Below are 21,770 nucleotides of genomic sequence, written 5' to 3' on the forward strand. Positions count from 1 at the left end.
AGATTAATTAACGAAAAACCTTCTCGTAGAAGACGAGATATTTCTGATGTAAATAATTTCTGCTTTTGCATTTCCTAAAGCTGAAATTACCTCATAAAACTGAGTTTCTGATGAGAAATAAGCGACGTAAACACCACCATTGAAGTTAAGCTTTTCCATATTGAAACCCTTAAAGACTTCGAGAAGTTTATCGCGACTCTCATTAGTATCAATCTCAATAATTAATTGGTTTTCGTCATCACCATTTACTTCAGAATTATCTTTATATTTTCCGTTTTTCAGAAAGATTACCTTGTCTGAAATCTTTTCTACTTCGTACAATTGCTGCGAGCTTAAAATTAAAGCAATCGGATGATTTACCGAATTGGCAATTGATTTTAAATCTTCCAAAATGACCTGTTGCGCCAAAACATCAAGGTTTGCTAAAGGCTCATCCAACAAAAGAATTTCAGGTTTTCTTAAAAGAATTCTCGCTAATTCAAAACGCATTTTGTAACCGGATGAAAGTTCGCTCCATTTCAGATGCTTGTAATTCCACAATCCGAGACGGGCAATCATCATCAAGGTTCTGGTTTCGTTTTCTTCAGGCGCAACACCATGATTTGAAAGCACAAATTTCAGATTATCTTTCAGACTTCCATACCATTTTTCGGTTCGTTGCGGAATGTAAACCAATTTCGTTCTCAAATCATATTCATTTTTTGATTTTTCGTTGAATGAATAGTTTAAACTTCCATCATTAAATGAAATTTCATTCGCCAAAATTCTCAGCAAAGTTGTTTTCCCGTTTCCATTCTCTCCTACCAAACCGTAAACCTGCCCTTTATTGATTTCCACAGAAACCGGACCGAGCGAAAAACGGTTGCTTCCGTAAGATTTTACAATATCTTTTGCTTTCAAAACAGACTGTTCAGAAATATGTTCTTTTACCTGAACTTTTTCAATTTTGGCGAGAAGAGTTTTTGATTTTTCGATTAACTCATCGATGACGTGATTGTGTGTTTCTTTCCAGTCGGTTAAATCAATCGCTTCTTTATAAATCGACATATCCTGAGTGTCGATAGCGCAATCTAACAGTTTTCTGAACCCTAGAACGGTGTCTTTATTATCAAAAAAATGGTAGACTTCGGCGACTCTTTGCTGATGTTTGGTCATTTGGTTTATTTAATTTGACCGAAGATAATTATTTTTAAGACAAGTTATATCTAAATGGTGAGAAAAATTTAATCTATATTTGGGGATATTTTAAGAATCGAGAAATGTTTAAGAAGTTTAGCTGTTTAGCCATTGTTTTATTGAGTTTAAATCATTTCAAAGCTCAGGAAAAGATTCCATTCAGATTAACGAAACACAATAATATTATTGTAAAAACTTTGGTTAATGATAAAGATTCGCTTCATCTGATGTTTCAGATTGCGATGGAAGATGCTTCAATTTCGCCAGATAGAATCAGAAAAGCAGACCATATCACATTTAAAGATGAAATAAGTGACGGTAATACGGTAAAAATCGGCAATAAAAAATATGAGAACATTAGGTTTTTTGATAATGAATTGACCGGTCATGAAGCCGATGGAAAAATAGGAACCGGGATTTTTAAAGACCAATATTTTAAAATCGATTACGACAACAGCCAGTTTGTTTCTTATGATAAAGAACCGGATTTAAGGGATTATCAACCGATGAATCTGTATGTAAAAAACGGGCAATTTTTTATCGTTGCAGACAATGTAATTGAAGATAAACAGCAGGAAGCTTATTTTCTTCTTCAGTCTGGTTATTCAGGAGGTTTGCTGTACAGTAACGAGTTTGCAGAAGCCAATAATCTGAATGAAAAGCTAAAAATTACAGGCGAAAAGTCAATGAAAAACTCTTCCGGACAAATCATTACATCCAAACAGGGAGTTTTACCTTTTCTAAAGCTTGGAAATATTGTTTTAAAAAATGTTACAGCCGGATTTTTCACAGGAGACCTCAAAACTCAACACGCGAATTATTTTGCAGCCGATGTGATGCGCAGATTCAACTGGATTTTTGACAAAGACAGAAAAATGGTTTATATAAAACCGAGTAAGTATTTTAATGAACCTTATTATAAAATAAATTAACCCATTCCCGCCATCATCGACATATAATAATTGGCGCAGTGTAAAGATATAAGCAGAAGAATATTTTTTTCCTCAAATGTCTCTAAAATCTCTGAAGTGTTTATTTGGTATTCATAATTTAAACTTCTCCACTGAATATTGGGTTTCATCATCAGAAGTTCAGTTCCTTTTACATCGCTTAACACAAAAGATTCTTTGAAAAAACCTTTGTGACTAAGCGTATATTTTTTCTCAATATCATTGAAATAGGTATTCATTAAGATATTTCCGTCCCAGTTCATGGTAAATTTGAGAAGAACTTTTTTCCCATCAAGAACTTCAACTGTTGTTCCCCAAAAACCTTTCGGCTCAACCTGATATCTTGATTTTAAAATTTCAATTTCAGCATTGAATTTAAACCAGTTTTTATAATTCAATTGCCCGACCGGGTTCCCGTCTTTTGATACTTTAAAATTGGTATATTTTTCTGCGATAGCCTGATATTCCATTGATGTGTTTTTTGAAATTGTAACAAGTTCTAAATTTAATCTTTTTTAAAATATGTCATTTTATTCCAATTTATTAACCTTCAACCTTATCGGGTAAATAATTTTTATCTCAAATCTAAATTTCATTAACTTTGATAAAAATAAATGAAATGAATTCTAACACTTTACATATCATTAACCAAAAATTAAAAGATGAACCGGAGGAAATCCTGAAACAGGTTTTGGGATATTTAGACGGAATTCTTGAAAAAAAATCTCAAAAAGATTGGTACGAGCATAATCTAAATTACCAGTTAACAGATGCGCAAAAACGTGAATTGGATGCAATGGAAAATTTGAAGGATGAAGATTTTATGCCTGCTGAAGAATTTCATAAAAAGATAAAAGAAAAATATGGCTTTTGAGATTGAATATACTCATCACGCCGAGATTGATGTAAATAAAGCTATAGATTACTACGCCGAGAATGTATCATTAAAAGTTGCAAAATCTTTTTATAAAAAACTTTTAGCTGCTGAAAAAACATTAAAGCGAACACCATTTTTTCAAAAAATCCACAATGATTTTCATCGTTTACCACTGAAAATTTTTCCTTTCATCATTATTTATAAAATTGAAAAAGAAACTATCAAAATTTTCAGAGTTTTTCACACTTCTCAAAACCCTGAAAAATATCCGTAAAAAGCGGAAGAAAATTATGAGGATTTACATTACTTTGTTGCAGACAACAGTGTTTTGCTCTTTTTTAATCAGGTAACTGCATAAAGCTTGCTCCAATAATTTTCAATGAATCATCAAAACGTTTCCAAACTCTAAAATATCTAAACCTTCCTTCTAATGGTGCTCCCATCATTTTTCCTTTCGCTGTCATTGTAACGATAGAAAGTGCGATGTCATCCATTATTTTAATGTTATCAATTTCTATTGAAGCGTTTTCAATGATCATTGTTTTCGCTTTATGCGAATTCAAATCCATTTCTTTCGTTATAATTTCTCCCGTCGGTGCTACTGCAAGCAAATCATCGTGCAATAGTTGATCAAGTAATTCCACATTGCTTACGAGCTGAGCCGAAAAAAGTTTGTTTTCCGCTTCAACAACGTTTTCTCTGGTAATTTCTGGTTTATACATATTTTTTTGTTTGGCGATTGTCTGTTCGTTATAATTTTTTCGAAAAGTACTTTTTCTAAAGTAACTAATTTTCCATCAATCAACAAATTATTTAATTTTTATAAATAAAAAACCTAACAGGTTTTAGAAACCTGTTAGGTTTGACGAAAAGTTTCGTTCAAATTTTATTTGAAAATTACATCGTCTCCATTTTGAAACTCATGCTTTCGATTACTTTCAAGATAGCTTCAACTGTATCCATTGACGTTAAACAAGGAACACCGTTTTCTACGCTCATTCTTCTGATTTGGAAACCGTCTCTTTCAGACTGTTTTCCTTTCGTCATGGTGTTGACAACGTATTGTACTTTTCCTTTTTGGATCAAATCGATAAGGTTTACGCTTTCCTCTCCTATCTTGTAACCAATTTTGCAAGGAATTCCTTTTTCTTCAAAGAATTTTGCCGTTCCTTCCGTTGCCCAGATTCTGAAACCAACTTCATGGAATCTCGCCGCTAAATCAGCCGCTTCCTGCTTGTGTTTATCAGCTACCGTGAACAAGATTGAACCGTGCATCGGAACTTTTCTTCCTGCTGCAACCAATCCTTTGTAAAGTGCCTTTTCCAAAGTCGTGTCTTTACCCATAACCTCTCCTGTAGACTTCATTTCCGGGCCTAAAGAGATGTCAACTTTCGTTAATTTAGAGAAAGAGAACACAGGAACTTTTACGAAAACACCTTCTTTATTTGGAACCAATCCGTTTTTGTAGCCTAAATCTGTCAGTTTCTGACCTAAAATTGCCTTTGTAGCAAGATTTGCCATTGGAACTTCCGTGATTTTAGATAAGAAAGGAACCGTTCTTGATGAACGTGGATTCACTTCGATTACATAAACATTTCCTTCGAAAAGAACGTACTGAATATTCATTAAACCAATCACTTTCAATCCTTTAGCCAATCTCTGAGTATAATCTACCAAAGTATCAACTTCGCTTTGTGAAATATTCTGTGGAGGATACACCGCAATCGAGTCTCCAGAGTGAACTCCTGCTCTTTCGATATGCTCCATAATTCCTGGAATGACCACTGTTTCACCGTCACAAATCGCATCCACTTCAATTTCTTTCCCAACCATGTAACGGTCGACCAAAACTGGATGTTCCGGGCTTGCATCTACCGCAAACTCCATATAATGAGCCAATTCTGCTTCATTATAAACAATTTCCATTGCTCTACCTCCCAAAACGTAACTTGGACGAACCAGCACCGGATAACCGATTTCGTTTGCAATTTTTATCGCTTCTTCTTTTGAAGTTGAGGTTTTTCCTAAAGGCTGAGGAATCCCAATTTCCTGAAGGGCTTTTTCAAACTTATCTCTGTTTTCAGCTCTGTCAAGGTCTTCCAAAGAAGTTCCTAAAATCTGAACTCCATGAGCAGCCAATTTATCAGCTAAATTAATTGCTGTTTGACCTCCAAACTGTACCACAACTCCTTTTGGTTTCTCCAATTCGATGATGTTCATTACATCTTCTTCCGTCAACGGTTCGAAGTATAATTTATCTGAAATTGAGAAGTCTGTAGAAACCGTTTCTGGGTTGTTGTTGATGATGATTGCTTCATAACCCATCTCTTTGATTGCCCAAACTGAGTGAACTGTCGCATAATCAAACTCAACTCCCTGTCCGATTCTGATTGGTCCTGAACCTAGAACGATGATTTTTTCTTTGTCTGAAGGTACGGATTCGTTTTCTTCTTCGTAAGTTCCGTAGAAATATGGTGTTTCAGATTCGAATTCCGCGGCGCAAGTGTCTACCATTTTGTAAACCGGCATTACTCCATTTTCTTTTCTGAAATTGAAAACTTCACGTTCTTTTACATCCCAAAGAACTGCGATATTTACATCTGCAAAACCTAATTTTTTAGCTTCTAATAAGATGTCTTTGTTGAATTTATTTTCAGCGATCACCTTTTCGAAATCAATTAGTTTTTTGATTTTCCAGATGAAGAATTTATCGATTTTGCTCCATTCTACGATTTGTTCCCAGTCGTAACCTCTTCTTAAAGCGTCCCCGATGATAAACAATCTTTCGTCATCACAAACTCTGATTCTTCTTTCGATTTCTTCTGCTGTTAAAGCTGCAGCTTGCTTAGTTTTTAAACCAATATGTTTAATTCCTGTTTCCAAAGAACGAATGGCTTTTTGTAAAGACTCTTCGAAATTTCTTCCGATTGCCATTACTTCACCCGTTGCTTTCATCTGCGTTGATAATCTTCTGTCCGCAGTTTCGAATTTATCGAATGGAAATCTTGGGAATTTAGTTACCACATAATCCAAAGCCGGTTCAAAACAAGCGTAAGACTTTCCTGTAACCGGATTCATGATTTCATCTAAAGTTAATCCTACCGCAATTTTTGCAGCAATTTTAGCAATCGGATAACCAGTTGCTTTTGATGCTAAAGCTGATGAACGAGAAACTCTCGGATTCACCTCGATGATATAATAATCAAATGAGTGTGGGTCTAAAGCCAACTGTACGTTACATCCACCTTCAATTCCTAAAGCTCTGATGATTTTTAATGAAGCATTTCTCAACAACTGATATTCTCTGTCAGAAAGCGTTTGAGAAGGTGCCACAACGATTGAGTCACCTGTGTGGACTCCAACCGGGTCGATATTTTCCATGTTACAAACCACAATCGCATTGTCGTTTGCATCACGCATTACTTCGTATTCAATTTCTTTGAAACCTGCAATTGATTTCTCAATAAGACATTGTGTAACCGGACTGTATTTCAATCCTAATTCTGCAATTTCTTTCAATTCAGCTTCGGTAGCAGCGATTCCACCACCTGTTCCACCCATTGTGAAAGCAGGACGAACAATTACCGGATAACCGATTTCGTTAGCAAAATTAATTGCTCCTTCAACTGTATTTACGATGTCAGATTCTGGAACCGGCTCGTTCAATTCTCTCATCAATTCACGGAATAAATCTCTGTCTTCCGCTCTGTTGATCGCTGAAAGCTTCGTTCCCAAAACTTCAACTTTACATTCTTCAAGAATTCCTGATTTTTCCAATTCTACCGCCATGTTCAAACCTGTTTGTCCACCAAGCGTAGGTAAAAGTGCATCTGGGCGCTCTTTTCTGATGATGTGACTTACAAACTGAAGTGAAATCGGCTCGATATATACCTTATCTGCGATTTCAACATCTGTCATAATCGTTGCAGGGTTTGAGTTAATCAAAATTACCTTGTAGCCTTCTTCTCTCAAAGACAGACAAGCCTGCGTTCCTGCGTAATCAAATTCTGCCGCCTGACCAATGATGATAGGTCCTGAACCGATTACTAAAATTGTTTTTATATCTGTACGTTTTGCCATTTTTTTGTTGTTAGATACTAGATGTCAGATTTCAGATTCTAGACTTCCAGCGTTGTGTTTTACTTTTTTAGATTAGATTTAAATGAATAAATCATTCTTTGAATTTCATTCAGGTTTGATATTAAACTGTTAACTTTTTCTGCATTTAATAAATTTAATTCTCTTGTCAGAATTAATTGTGTCTGTAGTTCAAAAGAGGAAGCATTTGCAATTCCAAGAAAATGATAAAGTTCTCTGTCGTTATTTCTTCCTGCTCCTTCCGCAATATTTGACGGAATTGAAATTACTGACCTTTTAATCTGAGAAATCAAACCAAATTTTTCATCTTTTGGTAAGTCTGCACAAATAATATAAACCTCCTTCGCAAGTTCTATTGATTTCTGCCAGAAAAGTAATTTCTCAAAATTATGCATGTAAAGTCTTTTATCTGATGTCTAATATCTGAAATCTAAATTACTTTTTGAAGTTTTCCATTAATTCAATGAAATCATCAAACAAGTAGTTCGCATCTTCAGGACCTGGACTTGCTTCCGGGTGATACTGAACTGAGAAGCAAGGGTGAATTTTGTGTTTAAGCCCTTCGTTGGTTCTGTCGTTCAATGCAATGTGTGTTTCAATTAAATCTGTTTCTTTAAGACTTTCCTGATCAACCGCATAACCGTGGTTTTGAGAAGTAATTGCCACTTTGTTTTTCTCTAAATCTAAAACCGGGTGATTTCCTCCTCTGTGTCCGAATTTTAACTTGAAAGTTTTTGCTCCACAAGCCAAACCGATTAATTGGTGCCCTAAACAGATTCCGAAGATTGGAACTTTTCCTAATAATCCGCGGATCATTTCTAAAGCTCCCTGATTATCTTCCGGATCTCCAGGGCCGTTTGATAACATGATTCCGTCCGGATTCATCAACAAAATTTCTTCTGCTGTTGTATCATGTGAAACTACAGTGATGTCACAATTTCTTTGAGATAATTCTCTGATAATTCCTAATTTAGAACCGAAATCTACAAGTACTACTTTAAGTCCTCTTCCCGGGTTTGCATAAGGTGTTTTTGTAGAAACCTGCTCCACTTGGTTGGTTGGGAAATTTGTGCCTTTTAGTTCTGCAACTACTGTACTTTCGTCAGCATCAGCGTTTACAATTTTTCCTTTCACAACTCCGTAATTACGAAGAATTCTTGTCAGTCTTCTGGTATCGATTCCTGAAATTCCTGAAAGTTTTTTCTTTTTAAATAATTCATCTAAAGTAATCTGAGTACGGAAATTTGATGGTAAATCACAAAGTTCTTTTACGATAAGACCTTTGATAGCCGGCTCTATACTCTCATAATCATCTCTATTAATCCCATAGTTTCCGATAAGCGGATAGGTCATACAAACAATCTGACCGCAATAAGACGGGTCAGAAATCAGTTCTTGGTACCCTGTCATTCCGGTATTGAAAACCACCTCTCCTGCCGTTTCCAATTCAGCTCCGAAACCTTCTCCATGAAACACTTCACCGGACTCCAGTATTAACTTTTTCTTCATTTTTAAATTAGATTTTAGAAATTAGAAGTTAGACTTCTTCATTCTGTTATTTTACTTCTTATTTTTTCTATTTTACTTTTTAAACCACCCCGTCAAAATTCTTTGAATTTTCGCCACCCCTCCAAAGGAGGGGAATTTGTGGGTGTCTATTTATCTCTAAACTCGTATCCCGAATCTCTTATTTAAAAGTGTATCCTTGTCCTTCCAAGGCTTCTTTTAAAATTGCCATTCTTGCGAAAACACCGTTCTGCATTTGTTTGAAAATTCTTGAGCGTTCGCATTCTACCAAGTCTGTATCAATTTCTACTCCTCTGTTGATTGGAGCTGGATGCATGATGATCGCTTCTTTTTTCATCGCTTTTTCTCTTTCTTTCGTCAAGCCATATTTTCTGTGGTATTCTGAAGCTGAGAAACTCATTTTAGCATCGTGTCTTTCGTGTTGAATTCTCAATAACATCAAAACATCAACTTCTTTAATTAATTCATCAACAGATAAATAAGTCCCATTAATTAAAGCTCCTTCGTCAAACCATTGTTCTGGTCCTGAAAAGTAAACTTTAGCACCTAATCTTCTTAATGCTTCTGCATTTGAATTCGCAACTCGGCTGTGTTTTACATCTCCTACAATTCCTATTTTTAAACCTTCAAATTTTCCAAATTCCTGATAGATTGTCATTAAATCAAGCATACATTGAGAAGGATGGTTTCCTGTTCCGTCTCCTCCGTTAATCACGGGGATAGTAATATTTTTTAATTCATCAAAATATCTGTCTTTCTTATCTCTGATTACAACCAGATTTACACCAAGACTTTCAATTGTTTTTACCGTATCATAAAGACTTTCACCTTTATTCACAGAACTATTTGAAGCATCAAAAGAAACCACCTGCAAACCTAATTTTCTTTCGGCAATATCAAAGCTTGTTTTCGTTCTTGTACTGTCTTCAAAGAAAAGGTTTGAACAAAAAACTTCTCCTTCAATTTTGGCAGTTTTTCCGTTCGCAAAAGCCAGTGCTTCTGTTACTATACTGTTGATTCTCTCGGTACTTAGTTCTGTAATCGTAAACATAATATCTTAATTTTTTACAAAAAAAAAGCGAAGAAAATATCTTCGCTTAAAATAAATAAATATCGTAAAGGGCGTCTACGCCCGGTAATTCTAATGATATAAATACTGTGTTATTCATTAGGTGCAAAGATATAACATTTTGGCGAACTGACAAAATCAAAATTCTTATAAAATTAAAAAATCTTAATCTCTCTTTATTTTCATTTTTAAATATTACTTTTGTTAAAACTCAACACATTTTTATGGATTTAAAAGACAAAATGATTCTTAGCATCATTCAGGAAGACTCTACCTATTCTGTGAAAGAAATTTCGGAAAAGATCGGTCTTACCTTTACTCCGACGTATGAACGTATCAAACAGCTGGAAAAACAAGGAATCATCGAAAAATATGTAGGTCTTTTAAACCGTGAAAAACTGGGTTTAAATATTGTTGTTTATTGCAATGTTCGCTTGAAAGAACAATCTAAAAAAGTACTTGAAACTTTTGAAAAAAACATTATGCAACACGATGAAGTTCAGGAAATCATCAGTCTTTCAGGCGAATATGATTATATGCTGAAAATTATCGCTAAAGACATCAATTCTTATAATAATTTTACGGTAAATGTAATTTCAAATATTCCTAATATCGGACAATATCACAGTTCTATTGTACTTCACGAGGTTAAAAAATCTACTAAGTTTAAGATTGATTTGGATTAAATTAAATTGAACCATTAAGATTTTAATTAAGGAGTTAAGCTTAATTAAGAAAAATCTATAGATTTTTAATTATTATTTTATTATTTGTTTTCGAATCTTAAATATTCTGAACTTCTTAACTAAAATCTTAATGGTTAAAAATAAATCAACCCAACAATTTATTTTTCAATTTATTAAACTGATATTCTATTTTATCCAAACAAAGATTTCCGATACTTCCCTGATGGGTATGATTTAGTCTTCCTATTTCAAAATCAAACTCATTATTTTCAATCTCCTGTCCTACTTTCACATAAGCATCACGGAATGAACTTCCGTTTTTTACTTCTTCATTAATTTTCTCTACGCTGAAAAGGTATTTGTATTTTTCGTCTTCCAGAATACCATCCTTCACCTGAATATTTGGTAAGGTATAATTTAAAATTTCCAAACATTCTTTTAAAGAATCAATTGCTGGAAAAAGAATCTCCTTTGTTAACTGCATATCTCTATGATAACCAGAAGGAAGATTGTTCGTCAACAAAATAAACTCATTCGGCAAAGACTGAATTCTGTTGCAACGCGCGCGAACCAGCTCAAAAATATCCGGATTTTTCTTATGAGGCATAATGCTGCTTCCCGTTGTAAATTCTTTAGGGAAACTGATAAAATCAAAATTCTGACTTAAATACAGACAAACATCATAAGAAAATTTACCTAAAGTTCCTGCCAAAGTAGCCATTGCCATCGACAACATTTTCTCCGATTTTCCACGTGTCATTTGAGCATAAACTGAATTACAATTCATCGACTGAAAACCTAAATTATAGGTCGTACTCTCACGATCAATTGGAAAAGACGAGCCATATCCTGCTGCGGAACCCAGTGGATTTTTATTAATGATATTTTTAACCGAAAACAACATTTCAACATCATCTAACAACGCTTCTGCATAAGCTCCAAACCATAATCCAAACGATGAAGGCATCGCAATCTGTAAATGCGTATAACCTGGAAGAAGAATATTTTTATGCTGATCCGCTAGTTTGATCAATATTTGAAAAAACTCGTCTGTCAACGCTGCAATTTCACGGATCTCATCAACCAAATACAATTTAATATCTAATAAAACCTGATCGTTACGAGATCTTGCCGTGTGAATTTTCTTTCCTGTATCTCCTAATTTTTCAATTAAAATTGACTCGATCTGCGAATGAATATCTTCCGCTGTTTTATCGATTTCAAAAGTTTCATTTTCGATATCTTTCAAAATCACTTCCAAAACAGACAACATCTGTTTCGATTCTTCATTCGAAATAATTCCGACTTCTGCCAACATTTTACAGTGCGCCATCGAACCTTTGACATCATATTTCGCCAAACGCTCATCAAAATCAAGATCTTTCCCGACTGTAAATTTGTTGACTAATATATTGGTGGCATTGTCATCTTTTTGCCATATTTTTTTCATAAAATTTCTTTTTTTTATTTTAAAAATTTCTTTTGTCTTGAAACAAAAGAAACAAAAATTCAAGACTGGAAACTCCGGCTAAAATTTTAAATTATTTCCTAAAATTTCCAAAACTCGGGCGGAAAGTTTGATTTGAAATGATAAGATTATTTTTTGCCGCCACTCAAACAGTGGAAATTTTTTAACGGTAATAATTTAAAATTTCTTAACGCCTCCGTTTCCTAGGTCGTTGTTTGTGGACTTTATAGACTTACATCATTCATTTCCCCGCTTCCAGCCTATAAAACCTTCTCTAAAATCTTAATATAAATCTCAATTCCTTCCGCAATTTCTTCGATGAAGATAAATTCATCTGCAGTGTGAGAGCGCCTACTGTCACCTGGACCGAGCTTTACTGATGTACAAGGAATTATCGCTTGATCGGATGAAGTTGGTGAACCGTAAGTTGTCCTGCCAATTTCCAAACCAGCCTGTACGAATGGATGTTCCGTTTCGATTTTTGATGAATTTAACCTGAAAGACCTTGCTGTTAAGGTTGATCTCATCTGCGATTGAATGATCTCAAACGCTTCTTTATTCGAATATTCATCCGTAACTCTCACATCCAAAGTAAAAGCGCATGATTCAGGAACAACATTATGCTGAACTCCGGCATGAATTCCCGAAAGTGTCACCTTAACTTCGCCTAAATAATCTGAAACTTTTGGAAATTTAAAGCTCAGAATATTTTGAAGATCTTCCATGCATTTTACAATCGAATTATTGTCATTCGGATGAGCGGCGTGAGAAGGAGTTCCTTTCATTTCTCCATCAATAACCAAAAGTCCTTTTTCTGCAATCGCTAGATTCATCTGCGTTGGTTCTCCTACAATAGCCAATTCGATGTTTGGTAACTGAGGAAATAAGGCTTCAATTCCGTCAAAACCTGAAATCTCCTCCTCTGCCGTCAAAGCAATAATTAAATTATATTTTAAATCTTCTTTATCAAAAAAATGCAAAAAAACCTGCGCCATCGAAACCAATGAAGCTCCCGCATCGTTGCTTCCCAATCCGAATAATTTTCCATCTTTCTCAATCGGCAAAAACGGATCTAAAGTATAAGCTTTATTCGGTTTTACGGTATCATGATGCGTATTCAGCAAAATCGACGGTTTGAAAACATCAAAATTTTTATTCACCGCCCAGATGTTATTTTTAAAACGTTTTGTTGGAATCTGATGTTTTCTGAAAAAATTTTCAATCTCCACAGACGTATTAAATTCATCTTTGCTGAATGACGGAATTTCAATCAGTTTTTTCAACAATTCTACTGCATTATTCAGTAATTCTTCTTTACTATAAACAGATTTCAGTTCCTGCATGATGATTTTCTATATGGTTTTTTAGTGAGGTTTCCTTAATCAAGAATACCTTATTAACTTTATTTTTCACTGCTCCAAGAGCATTTTCTAATTTGGGAAGAATTCCTTTATGAAGTTTTCCTTCATCTTTTAAGGTTGAAAATTCTTCCTCGGAAATATTTTTAATAACAGATTCAGGGTTGTTTACATCTTCCAGCACTCCTTCTTTATCGAAACAATACAACAATTCAACATCATATTTTGAAGATAAAGCCTGCGCAATTACCGAAGCAATCGTATCTGCATTGGTATTGAAAAGATGTCCTTTTTTATCGTGAGTAATTGCAGAAAAGACAGGAACTAATTCAAGCTTCAATAACTTTGAAATCAATTTTCTGTTCACGCTTTTCTCTGTAATGTCGCCAACAAATCCGAAGTCTATTTCTGCGTCTTCTCTTTTTGTGGCTTTAATTAAATTGGCATCAGCACCCGAAAATCCCATTGCTCTGCACTTTTTATGCTGAAGTTTTGCGACAATATTTTTGTTGATTCCTCCTGCATACACCATCGCTACAATATCCAAAGTATCTTTATCAGTGATTCTTCGGCCGTTAATCATTTTTTGTTCAACGCCCAGTTTATCAGCTAAAGTTGTCGCCAATTTTCCGCCTCCATGAACCAGAATTTTCTTTTCTTTAATTTCAGAAAACTGCTCTAAAAATTCGTTCAATAATTCCTCATCATCGATTAATGCTCCGCCGATTTTTATGATGTATAATTTTTCTTTCATACAAACCTTTTTTTGAGAACCATGTCAAGGTTTTGAACCTTGACATGGTTTGCTAATCTAAACTTAGCGATTTTCTAAAACCCGTTAGGTTTGGATTTATTAAGAATTCAATTCATCTAAAATTTCAGAGAAAACTGCCTGCGCCGAAAAAATTCGATTTTTTGCCTGTTGATAAATGATAGAATTTTTACCGTCCATCACCTCATCACTCAACTCCACATTTCGACGAACCGGAAGACAGTGCATCACCTTTCCTTGATTGGTATTAGACAGTTTTTCATTCGTCAACATCCAGTTTTCTTTCACTTCCGGCATTGCTGCATAATCATCAAAAGATGACCAATTTTTCACGTAAATAAAATCTGCATCTTTCAACGCTTCATCCTGATTATGGATTATTTTTACATCTTTTGTGAAATTTTTATCCAAATCATAACCTTCCGGATTCGCAATTACCAACTCAACATCCATTTCCTGCATCCATTCTGCGAAAGAATTCCCTACTGCATGAGCAATTGGTTTGATATGTGGAGCCCAAGTCAATACCACTTTAGGTTTACGCTCTTCTTTCCAATTTTCCGTGATCGTAATACAATCTGCCAAACTTTGCAAAGGGTGACGCGTTGCTGATTCCAAAGAGATAACCGGAACTTTTGCATGTTGCTCGAACTGACTTAAAATACTTTCGTTAACATCATCTTCCTTGCTTTTCATTCCTGCAAAACAACGAACCGCGATGATGTCACAATATTGATTTAATACTTCAATAGCGTCTTTGATATGTTCTACCGTGTCGCCGTTCATTACAGCTCCGTCTGCGAATTCCAGACTCCAAGCTTCCTGTGCAGCATTTAACGTCAATACATTTAAACCTAAATTCTGAGCTGCGATTTGGCTGCTTAAACGGGTTCTTAAACTTGAATTTAAAAATACAAGTCCAATTGTTTTTCCTTTTCCTTTCTCTGTTTCCGAAAGAGGGTTTTCTTTAATTTGTAAAGCTTTTTTTATAATATCCTGTAAGTTTTTAACATCGCTTACAGAGGTGAATTTTTTCATTTTGAATTGATTTTTTTACCACAAAAGTTTTAACACATGAGTCACATTAGATTTTAGTTAAAAACTTTGAAAACATTTAGAACACATGAGTTGAAAATCAAAGATTTTCATAAGTTTTAATGCTCTTTAAAAAGTTTTATAGGTTCTTAAAATCATAAAACTTTTGTGACTTTTGACTTCGTCAAATCTTCGATTTGTGGTTAATTAATTATAGATTTTCTAAAACAGTTTTTAAAGCACTGATGAACAAATCAGTTTCTACTTTTTTAATGTTAAGTGCCGGAAGAATCCTCAACAAAGCCTTATCATTAGAATTTCCTGTGAAAATATGATGATTGTACAACAGGCTATTCCTCACTTCCGAGCAATCCCTGTCGAGTTCAATTCCAATCATCAAACCTTTCCTTCGGATGGTTTTAATATGTGGAAAATCTTTAATTTCATTTTCAATATACGCGCCCATTTCCTGAGCATTTTCGATGAGATTTTCATTTTTCATCACGTCCAACACCGCAATCGCCGCAACACAAGCTAAATGATTTCCTCCGAAAGTTGTTCCCAGCAAACCGTTGCTTGCCTGAAATTTAGGATGAATTAAAACTCCGCCAATTGGAAAACCATTCCCCATTCCTTTTGCCGTTGTAATGATATCTGCTTCAATTCCAAATTCCTGATGAGCAAAGAAATAACCGCTTCTTCCGTATCCTGACTGAACTTCATCCAAAATCAAAACGGTATCATATTTTTCACATAGTTCTTTAATTTTAGTTAAAAATTCAACGGTTGGAATCATAATTCCGCCAACGCCCTGAATTCCTTCAATAATGACAGATGAAATTTCGTTTCCTTGTTTTTCGAAAACCTCTTCAAGTTGTTCTATATTATTCCATTCAGATTTAATAAATCTTTCATCATAATTTACCGGAGCTACAATTTTCGGATTATCCGTTACCGAAACTGCCGCCGAAGTTCTTCCGTGGAATGAACCTGAAAAATACAATACTTTGTTTTTTCCGTTATGAAAAGATGCCAATTTTAAAGCATTTTCATTCGCTTCAGCTCCTGAATTACATAAAAACAAGTTGTAATCTTCTAAACCTGACAGTTTTCCTAATTTATCTGCTAATTCGGTTTGTAATTCATTCTGAACTGAGTTTGAATAGAAAGATATTTTATCTAACTGGTTTTTTAATTGAGTTTGATAATGCGGATGGTTATGCCCGATAGAAATTACCGCGTGACCTCCGTAAAAATCAAGATATTTTTCTCCTTTATCGTCCCAAAGAAATGATCCCTGAGCTTTAATTGGGTTTATGTTGAATAATGGATATACGTTGAATAAATTCATCTTAGTTGATTGTTTTTGGTTGATAGTTGTTGGTTTTTCTAATAACTATCTTTATTAATTTTCTTTTGTCTTGAAGCAAAAGAAACAAAAATTCAAGACTGAAAACTTCCGCTAAAAATTTAAATTGAATCCTAAAATTCCCAAAACTCGCACGAATTGAAAATTTATTCTTAGGCTGAAAATTTGCCTCGTGCTCAAACAGTGGAAATTTTTTAACGGATTAAATTTCAATTTTCTTAACGCTACATTTTCCTAGGTCGTTTTTTGATTGGAGTTTTTAAAATTTACAATTCAGATTTTTAATTCACATTTAAAACGCAATCGGTTTTAAGTTTAATCCTGAATTTTCTTCCCAGCCCATCGCAAGATTCATGTTTTGAACTGCCTGTCCGGAAGCTCCTTTTAACAAATTGTCAATCGCTGAGTGAATGACCGCAACATTTCCACTCTTTTCTATATGAATCACACAGCGATTGGTATTGACAACCTGCTTTAAATCAATTGCTTTTTCGCTTACCTTTACAAAAGGTTCATCTGCATAAAAATCCCTAAACAATTGATGAATATCTGAAAGTTCTAAATCTGTTTTCACCGTGGAACTCGTAAAAATTCCTCTCGCAAAATCTCCTCTCCATGGAACAAAATTTAGACTGATTTCATTTTTATTGAAAGAAGCTAATTGCTGCAAAATTTCTTCAACATGCTGATGCTTCAAGGTTTTGTAGGCAGAAATATTATCATTCCTCCAGGTGAAATGCGTCGTTGCCTGCAAAGATTGTCCGGCTCCTGTAGAACCTGTAATTCCTGTTGTATAAACATCATTCAATATTTTTTTTTGAGCTAACGGAAACAAAGCCAACTGAATCGCCGTAGCAAAACATCCCGGATTGGCAATACTTTTTGCGCCAATAAGTTGTTTTCTATTGATTTCCGACAATCCGTAAATAAAATTTCTGTTTTCGAAATTTCCATTCAAACGAAAATCGTTTCCCAAATCGATGATTAGTGTTTCTTCATTAATTTTATTTTGTGCCAGCCAACTCTGGCTTTCTTTATGCGGAAGGCACAAAAACAAAATATCTACTTCTTCAGGCTGATCTGTTAAGACCATTTCACAAACCGTCGTTAAATCCGGGTACAAATCTGAAATTTTTGTCCCCGAATTTGAACGACTATATAAAAAACTCAAAGTCACATTGGGATGAAAAGCCAGCAGACGAACCAATTCGCTTCCGGTGTAACCGTTCGCTCCGATGATTCCTGCTGTTTTTTTTATATTAATCATTTTTATTTTCCCACAGGTTTCGTCTGCAGTTATTTTTATTGAACCCTTCGGGTTCTGATTGTTTGTTGATTTTATCAACCATAGGTTTCACCTACGGCTACTATTATTGAACCCTTCGGGTTTATCATCATAATGTTGAATTAATTTGATGATATATATTTAAAGAATTGCTTACGATTTTTGTATAACCTTTCACATCTTCGCCCGTCCATGCTCTGTTTGCTTCGCCGTAACTTCCGAATTTATCGGACATTAAATCGTGTTGAGATTCAATCCCATTTAAAACAAATCTATAGGGATGAAGTGTTACAAAAACTTTTCCGCTGACTGTTTTTTGAGAATCATCCAAGAAAGACTCAATATTCCTCATGACAGGGTCTAAGAAAAGCGCTTCATGAAGCCAGTTTCCGTACCAGTCGGATAATTGAGATTTCATCATCTGCTGATATTTTGAAAGCGTATGTTTTTCCAATAAATGATGTGCTTTGATAATCACAGACGCCGCTGCTGCTTCAAACCCCACTCTTCCTTTGATTCCTACAATCGTATCTCCAACGTGAATATCACGGCCAATTCCATAAGCAGAAGCCAATTCTTCAATTTTTTGAATGGCGTAAACCGAATGTTCAAAATTTTCACCGTTTACTGCTACAACCTCTCCATTTTTAAACTCAATTTCCAGTTCTGAAGGCTGAGTTTCTTTAATTTGTGAAGGAAAAGCTTCTTCAGGTAAATAATTTCTTGAAGCTAAAGTCTCTTTTCCACCAACTGAAGTTCCCCAAAGTCCTTTATTTACAGAATATTGTGCTTTATGAAATTCCATTTCATAACCGTGACTTTTCAAAAACTCGATTTCTTCTTCACGAGATAAAGACATATCGCGAATCGGTGTAATGATTTCTACATTCGGGCACATTACCTGGAAGATCAAATCAAAACGAACCTGATCATTTCCCGCACCTGTACTTCCGTGAGCAATAGCATCAGCACCGATCTCAATCGCATATTTTGCAATTTCCTGCGCCTGAATCGTACGTTCAGCACTTACAGACAATGGATATGTATTGTTTTTCAACACATTCCCAAAAATCAAATACTTTACGCAAGAATTATAATAATCTTCCTGAGCATCTACACACCTGTATTCTTTCACCCCAAGATTGAAGGCTTTTTTTTCCAGTTTTTTTTCTTCTTCTTTAGAAAAACCTCCGGTATTTACAGTCACTGCATACACCTCATATCCAAGTGTTTCACTCAAATATTTAGCACAGTAAGAGGTATCTAAACCTCCGCTAAACGCTAAGATTACTTTCTTGCTCATTTTGATATTGATTTTTGGGCTGATTATTTACAACCTTATTTACTTTATTATCGTCAGGAACGAAAAGCATTGCTGTACAAAGACAGTTTTTACGTTCCTTTTTCATTAAAATTTCATAATTCACACAGTTTTTGCAACCGTTCCAAAATTCTTCATCTTGTGTCAATTCAGAATAAATGACAGGTTTGTACCCTAAATCACTGTTAATTTTCATCACAGCAAGACCTGTTGTTAATCCAAATATTTTCGCATTGGGAAATTTCTCTCTTGATAAAGCAAACACTCTATCTTTGATTAAGGTTGCAATCCCTCCATGTCTGAATTTTGGAGAAACAATTAATCCAGAGTTAGCCACAAACTGACCATGCGACCAGGTTTCTATATAACAGAAACCCACCCACTCTCCGTTTTCAGTGGCTACAACAGCATTGCCTTCTGAAATCTTTTTACTTAAATATTCTATGGAACGTTTTGCAATACCCGTCCCTCTTCGCTGTGCAGAATCATACATTTCCTGCTGTATTTCACTCACATACATTAAATGCATGGACGAGGAAATTTCTATTTCCATTTATTTATCTGAATTTTTTGGCAAATTTAAAACATAATAACTTTAAAAACCAAATTAGAAAGATAATTTTATTGAATTAAATTAATATACAGGTAATTTTATCTTTAAGTTAAATTAACATTTTGCTAAATTATTATATATTTGCTAAAAAAATATAGTTATGGAAAATAACTGTCCGAAATGTAAGAGCTCAAATATTGTAAAAAGCGGAATCATTAATGAGAAACAAAGGTTTCACTGTAAGGATTGCAACTACTATTTTACAGTAAAAAAACTTGGTAAACAGATTGATGATTATTACGTAACAAAAGCTTTACAATTATACCTTGAAGGATTGAGTTTCCGTGAAATAGAAAGAATTATCGGGGTTTCTCATGTCACGATCAGCTCTTGGATTAAGAAATATAATATCACAAGACCACCCCACTCAGATTTCCATCCTGTTTATAAAATTTTAAAACAAAATGAACTTATTGAATATATGAGCAAGGAAGAAAACATTAAAAATTCAGGTTTAATTATCACTCAGTTTGCTGATAAATACATGTTGATTAAATGGGAAAGGTTTAAGAAATAATTTTCCTAATAATGAGTTAAGAATTATAAGTTATGAGTATTTAAAAAAATTAATTTAATGATTATCAATAATTTAATTTAAAAAAAAGAAGGATTTCCGAACTCATAATTCATCATTCACAACATATAACTATATACTAAGCATAAATATATATTAAATTTTTATAACTAAATTATTAATTACAATTTGGCTTTCACAAAATAACAGCCAAAAAATTAATAATTTATGAAGAAAATATTAAGTTTTATTGGATTAGCTTTAATTAGCAGTTCTGTATACGGTCAAGGTTCTCCTGATTATGGAAATGGTTTAAAAATAAATTTAAATCCTGAAGGAGATAAATACATTAGATTTATTTTATGGGACCAGTTCTGGATCAGGAACACAGAAATGAATCCCGGAAGTATGGTTGGAGGCGAACCTACAGATAATACCTGGAATTTAGGAAACCGAAGAGCCCGTATTTTGGCTTACGCACAAGTAACCAAGCGCTATATGATTTTATTGCATTTCGGAATGAATAATCAGACTTTCATTAACGGCGGCGCAACCGGAACAACCGGAACAGGAGGCTATGGAAACGGCAAGAAGCCTCAACTTTTTTTTCATGATGCCTGGAATGAATATGCGGTAATTATGCCGGGTGAAGCCGGAAAATTCAGCTTAACTTTAGGAGGTGGACTTCATTATTACATGGGACTTTCCCGTATGACAATGGCTTCAACATTAAACTTTCTTACAGTAGACTCTCCTATTTTCAGCTGGCCTTTGATCGATAATTCCGACCAGTTTGCAAGACAAATGGGAGTTTTCGCAAAAGGTAAATATGGAAAGTTTGAATACCGAATGAGTTTAAATAAACCATTCGCAACAGATTTAACCCCTCCAAATACCTTAATTCCTGGAAATGAAGTTGCTGTTGACAACAATGGAAACCCAAACTGGTCTAAAGCAGGATATTTTGAATACCAATTTTTAGATACAGAATCTAATCTTCTTCCTTTCAAAGTGGGTTCTTACTTGGGAACTAAAAAAGTTTTCAACGTCGGTGCAGGTTTTTATCATCAAGCAGAAGGAACGAGAACTTCAGTCAACTCAAATATTGAAAAACACGACATCACCCTACTTTCCGTAGATGCTTTTGCCGATATTCCTTTGGGTGAAGCAAAAAACAAAATGGCAGTTTCAGCGTATGCTGGATATTTCAACTATAATTTCGGACCCAATTACGTTAGGAATTTAGGAACAATGAATATCGCAGCCAACGACCCAAATTTTGTCGGGCAAAGAGCTTTAGCTGGCCCCGGAAATTTACAGCCAATGATCGGAACAGGAAATGTAGTTTATGCTCAAGCAGGTTTATTACTCCCTAATCAGGCAGAAAAACCGAAAGTTAGAATTCAGCCTTTTGCAGCATATACTTACAAAGATTTTGAAGCATTCGACAAACCATCTTCACAGTTTGATGTGGGAGCCAACTGGTTTTTAGACGGTCATCATGCGAAAATCACTACTCAATATTCTACAAGACCTGTTTATACAAACCCTACAGAAAGCCCGAAGTCTAAAGGAGAATTTATTGTACAACTTCAGATTTATCTATAAAAATTAATTTCCATTATAATAATTTAAACAAAAAAATCTAGTGA

At 34.5% G+C, this 21,770-nt stretch carries 21 protein-coding genes; 6 read left to right on the forward strand and 15 right to left on the reverse strand.

The window, feature by feature from the left end:
• Positions 1-3 precede the first annotated feature (3 nt).
• On the reverse strand, positions 4-1,155 hold the full coding sequence (locus OEW74_RS14005; protein ID WP_265429067.1) for an ATP-binding cassette domain-containing protein: 1,152 nt from the start codon (positions 1,153-1,155) through the stop codon (positions 4-6).
• A 104-nt stretch (positions 1,156-1,259) separates the two neighbouring features.
• Between OEW74_RS14005 and OEW74_RS14010 the strand changes: the two genes are divergently transcribed.
• Positions 1,260-2,108, forward strand: coding sequence for a hypothetical protein (locus OEW74_RS14010; RefSeq protein WP_265429068.1), 849 nt, complete (start codon positions 1,260-1,262; stop codon positions 2,106-2,108).
• Here OEW74_RS14010 and OEW74_RS14015 read toward each other — a convergent pair.
• Entirely contained in the window at positions 2,105-2,596 is a 492-nt protein-coding gene (locus tag OEW74_RS14015) for a hypothetical protein (RefSeq protein WP_265429069.1), read from the reverse strand. The two genes, OEW74_RS14010 and OEW74_RS14015, sit on opposite strands and share 4 nt — an antisense overlap.
• Before the next feature lie 149 nt (positions 2,597-2,745).
• Between OEW74_RS14015 and OEW74_RS14020 the strand changes: the two genes are divergently transcribed.
• Positions 2,746-3,000, forward strand: a complete 255-nt coding sequence (locus tag OEW74_RS14020) for a hypothetical protein (protein WP_265429070.1) — start codon at positions 2,746-2,748, stop codon at positions 2,998-3,000.
• The gene (locus OEW74_RS14025) at positions 2,990-3,277 is read left to right on the forward strand and encodes a type II toxin-antitoxin system RelE/ParE family toxin (RefSeq protein WP_265429071.1); all 288 of its coding nucleotides are present in this window, start codon (positions 2,990-2,992) and stop codon (positions 3,275-3,277) included. The genes OEW74_RS14020 and OEW74_RS14025 overlap by 11 nt, the downstream gene beginning before the upstream one ends.
• Positions 3,278-3,341: 64 nt before the next feature.
• On the opposite strand, the gene OEW74_RS14030 is transcribed toward OEW74_RS14025, so the two are convergent.
• The 5 genes from OEW74_RS14030 to OEW74_RS14050 form a co-directional block, all read right to left on the reverse strand.
• Entirely contained in the window at positions 3,342-3,725 is a 384-nt protein-coding gene (locus tag OEW74_RS14030) for a nuclear transport factor 2 family protein (RefSeq protein WP_265429072.1), read from the reverse strand.
• 175 nt (positions 3,726-3,900) lie between these two features.
• Positions 3,901-7,083, reverse strand: coding sequence for a carbamoyl-phosphate synthase large subunit (gene carB, locus OEW74_RS14035; RefSeq protein ID WP_265429073.1), 3,183 nt, complete (start codon positions 7,081-7,083; stop codon positions 3,901-3,903).
• A gap of 59 nt (positions 7,084-7,142) precedes the next feature.
• On the reverse strand, positions 7,143-7,496 hold the full coding sequence (locus OEW74_RS14040; RefSeq protein ID WP_265429074.1) for a four helix bundle protein: 354 nt from the start codon (positions 7,494-7,496) through the stop codon (positions 7,143-7,145).
• A gap of 40 nt (positions 7,497-7,536) precedes the next feature.
• On the reverse strand, positions 7,537-8,610 hold the full coding sequence (locus OEW74_RS14045; RefSeq protein ID WP_265429075.1) for a carbamoyl phosphate synthase small subunit: 1,074 nt from the start codon (positions 8,608-8,610) through the stop codon (positions 7,537-7,539).
• A gap of 178 nt (positions 8,611-8,788) precedes the next feature.
• Positions 8,789-9,679, reverse strand: coding sequence for an aspartate carbamoyltransferase catalytic subunit (locus OEW74_RS14050; RefSeq protein WP_265429076.1), 891 nt, complete (start codon positions 9,677-9,679; stop codon positions 8,789-8,791).
• Positions 9,680-9,921: 242 nt separating this feature from the next.
• On the opposite strand from OEW74_RS14050, the gene OEW74_RS14055 reads away from it, so the two are divergent.
• Positions 9,922-10,383 (forward strand): Lrp/AsnC family transcriptional regulator, encoded by a 462-nt coding sequence (locus OEW74_RS14055; RefSeq protein WP_265429077.1) that lies wholly within the window; start codon positions 9,922-9,924, stop codon positions 10,381-10,383.
• Between the two features lie 145 nt (positions 10,384-10,528).
• On the opposite strand, the gene argH is transcribed toward OEW74_RS14055, so the two are convergent.
• The 8 genes from argH to OEW74_RS14095 all read right to left on the reverse strand — a co-directional run bounded on the left by argH (position 10,529) and on the right by OEW74_RS14095 (position 19,544).
• Positions 10,529-11,833 (reverse strand): argininosuccinate lyase, encoded by a 1,305-nt coding sequence (argH, locus tag OEW74_RS14060; protein WP_265429078.1) that lies wholly within the window; start codon positions 11,831-11,833, stop codon positions 10,529-10,531.
• Positions 11,834-12,111: 278 nt separating this feature from the next.
• Positions 12,112-13,194: a M20 family metallo-hydrolase gene (locus OEW74_RS14065; RefSeq protein WP_265429079.1), complete on the reverse strand. Its 1,083-nt coding sequence runs from the start codon at positions 13,192-13,194 to the stop codon at positions 12,112-12,114.
• Positions 13,169-13,963 carry an acetylglutamate kinase gene (gene argB, locus OEW74_RS14070; protein WP_265429080.1) on the reverse strand — a complete coding sequence of 265 codons (795 nt, stop codon included), beginning with the start codon at positions 13,961-13,963 and terminating at the stop codon, positions 13,169-13,171. Before argB ends, OEW74_RS14065 begins: the two co-directional genes overlap by 26 nt.
• Positions 13,964-14,062: 99 nt before the next feature.
• On the reverse strand, positions 14,063-15,019 hold the full coding sequence (locus OEW74_RS14075; protein WP_265429081.1) for an N-acetylornithine carbamoyltransferase: 957 nt from the start codon (positions 15,017-15,019) through the stop codon (positions 14,063-14,065).
• A 208-nt stretch (positions 15,020-15,227) separates the two neighbouring features.
• The gene (locus OEW74_RS14080; RefSeq protein WP_265429082.1) at positions 15,228-16,367 is read right to left on the reverse strand and encodes an aspartate aminotransferase family protein; all 1,140 of its coding nucleotides are present in this window, start codon (positions 16,365-16,367) and stop codon (positions 15,228-15,230) included.
• 310 nt (positions 16,368-16,677) lie between these two features.
• The gene (argC, locus tag OEW74_RS14085; RefSeq protein WP_265429083.1) at positions 16,678-17,652 is read right to left on the reverse strand and encodes an N-acetyl-gamma-glutamyl-phosphate reductase; all 975 of its coding nucleotides are present in this window, start codon (positions 17,650-17,652) and stop codon (positions 16,678-16,680) included.
• A gap of 127 nt (positions 17,653-17,779) precedes the next feature.
• Complete coding sequence (argG, locus tag OEW74_RS14090) at positions 17,780-18,973, reverse strand: argininosuccinate synthase (protein WP_265429084.1); 1,194 nt, start codon at positions 18,971-18,973, stop codon at positions 17,780-17,782.
• Positions 18,945-19,544, reverse strand: coding sequence for a GNAT family N-acetyltransferase (locus tag OEW74_RS14095; protein WP_265429085.1), 600 nt, complete (start codon positions 19,542-19,544; stop codon positions 18,945-18,947). The genes argG and OEW74_RS14095 overlap by 29 nt, the downstream gene beginning before the upstream one ends.
• A 160-nt stretch (positions 19,545-19,704) precedes the next feature.
• Here OEW74_RS14095 and OEW74_RS14100 point away from each other — a divergent pair, with 160 nt between their 5' ends.
• The gene (locus OEW74_RS14100; protein ID WP_265429086.1) at positions 19,705-20,121 is read left to right on the forward strand and encodes a transposase-like zinc-binding domain-containing protein; all 417 of its coding nucleotides are present in this window, start codon (positions 19,705-19,707) and stop codon (positions 20,119-20,121) included.
• 225 nt (positions 20,122-20,346) lie between these two features.
• Entirely contained in the window at positions 20,347-21,726 is a 1,380-nt protein-coding gene (locus tag OEW74_RS14105; protein ID WP_265429087.1) for a porin, read from the forward strand.
• Positions 21,727-21,770: the final 44 nt, after the last annotated feature.

It is taken from the genome of Chryseobacterium sp. YIM B08800 (genome assembly GCF_026163565.1).
Lineage (GTDB): Bacteria > Bacteroidota > Bacteroidia > Flavobacteriales > Weeksellaceae > Chryseobacterium.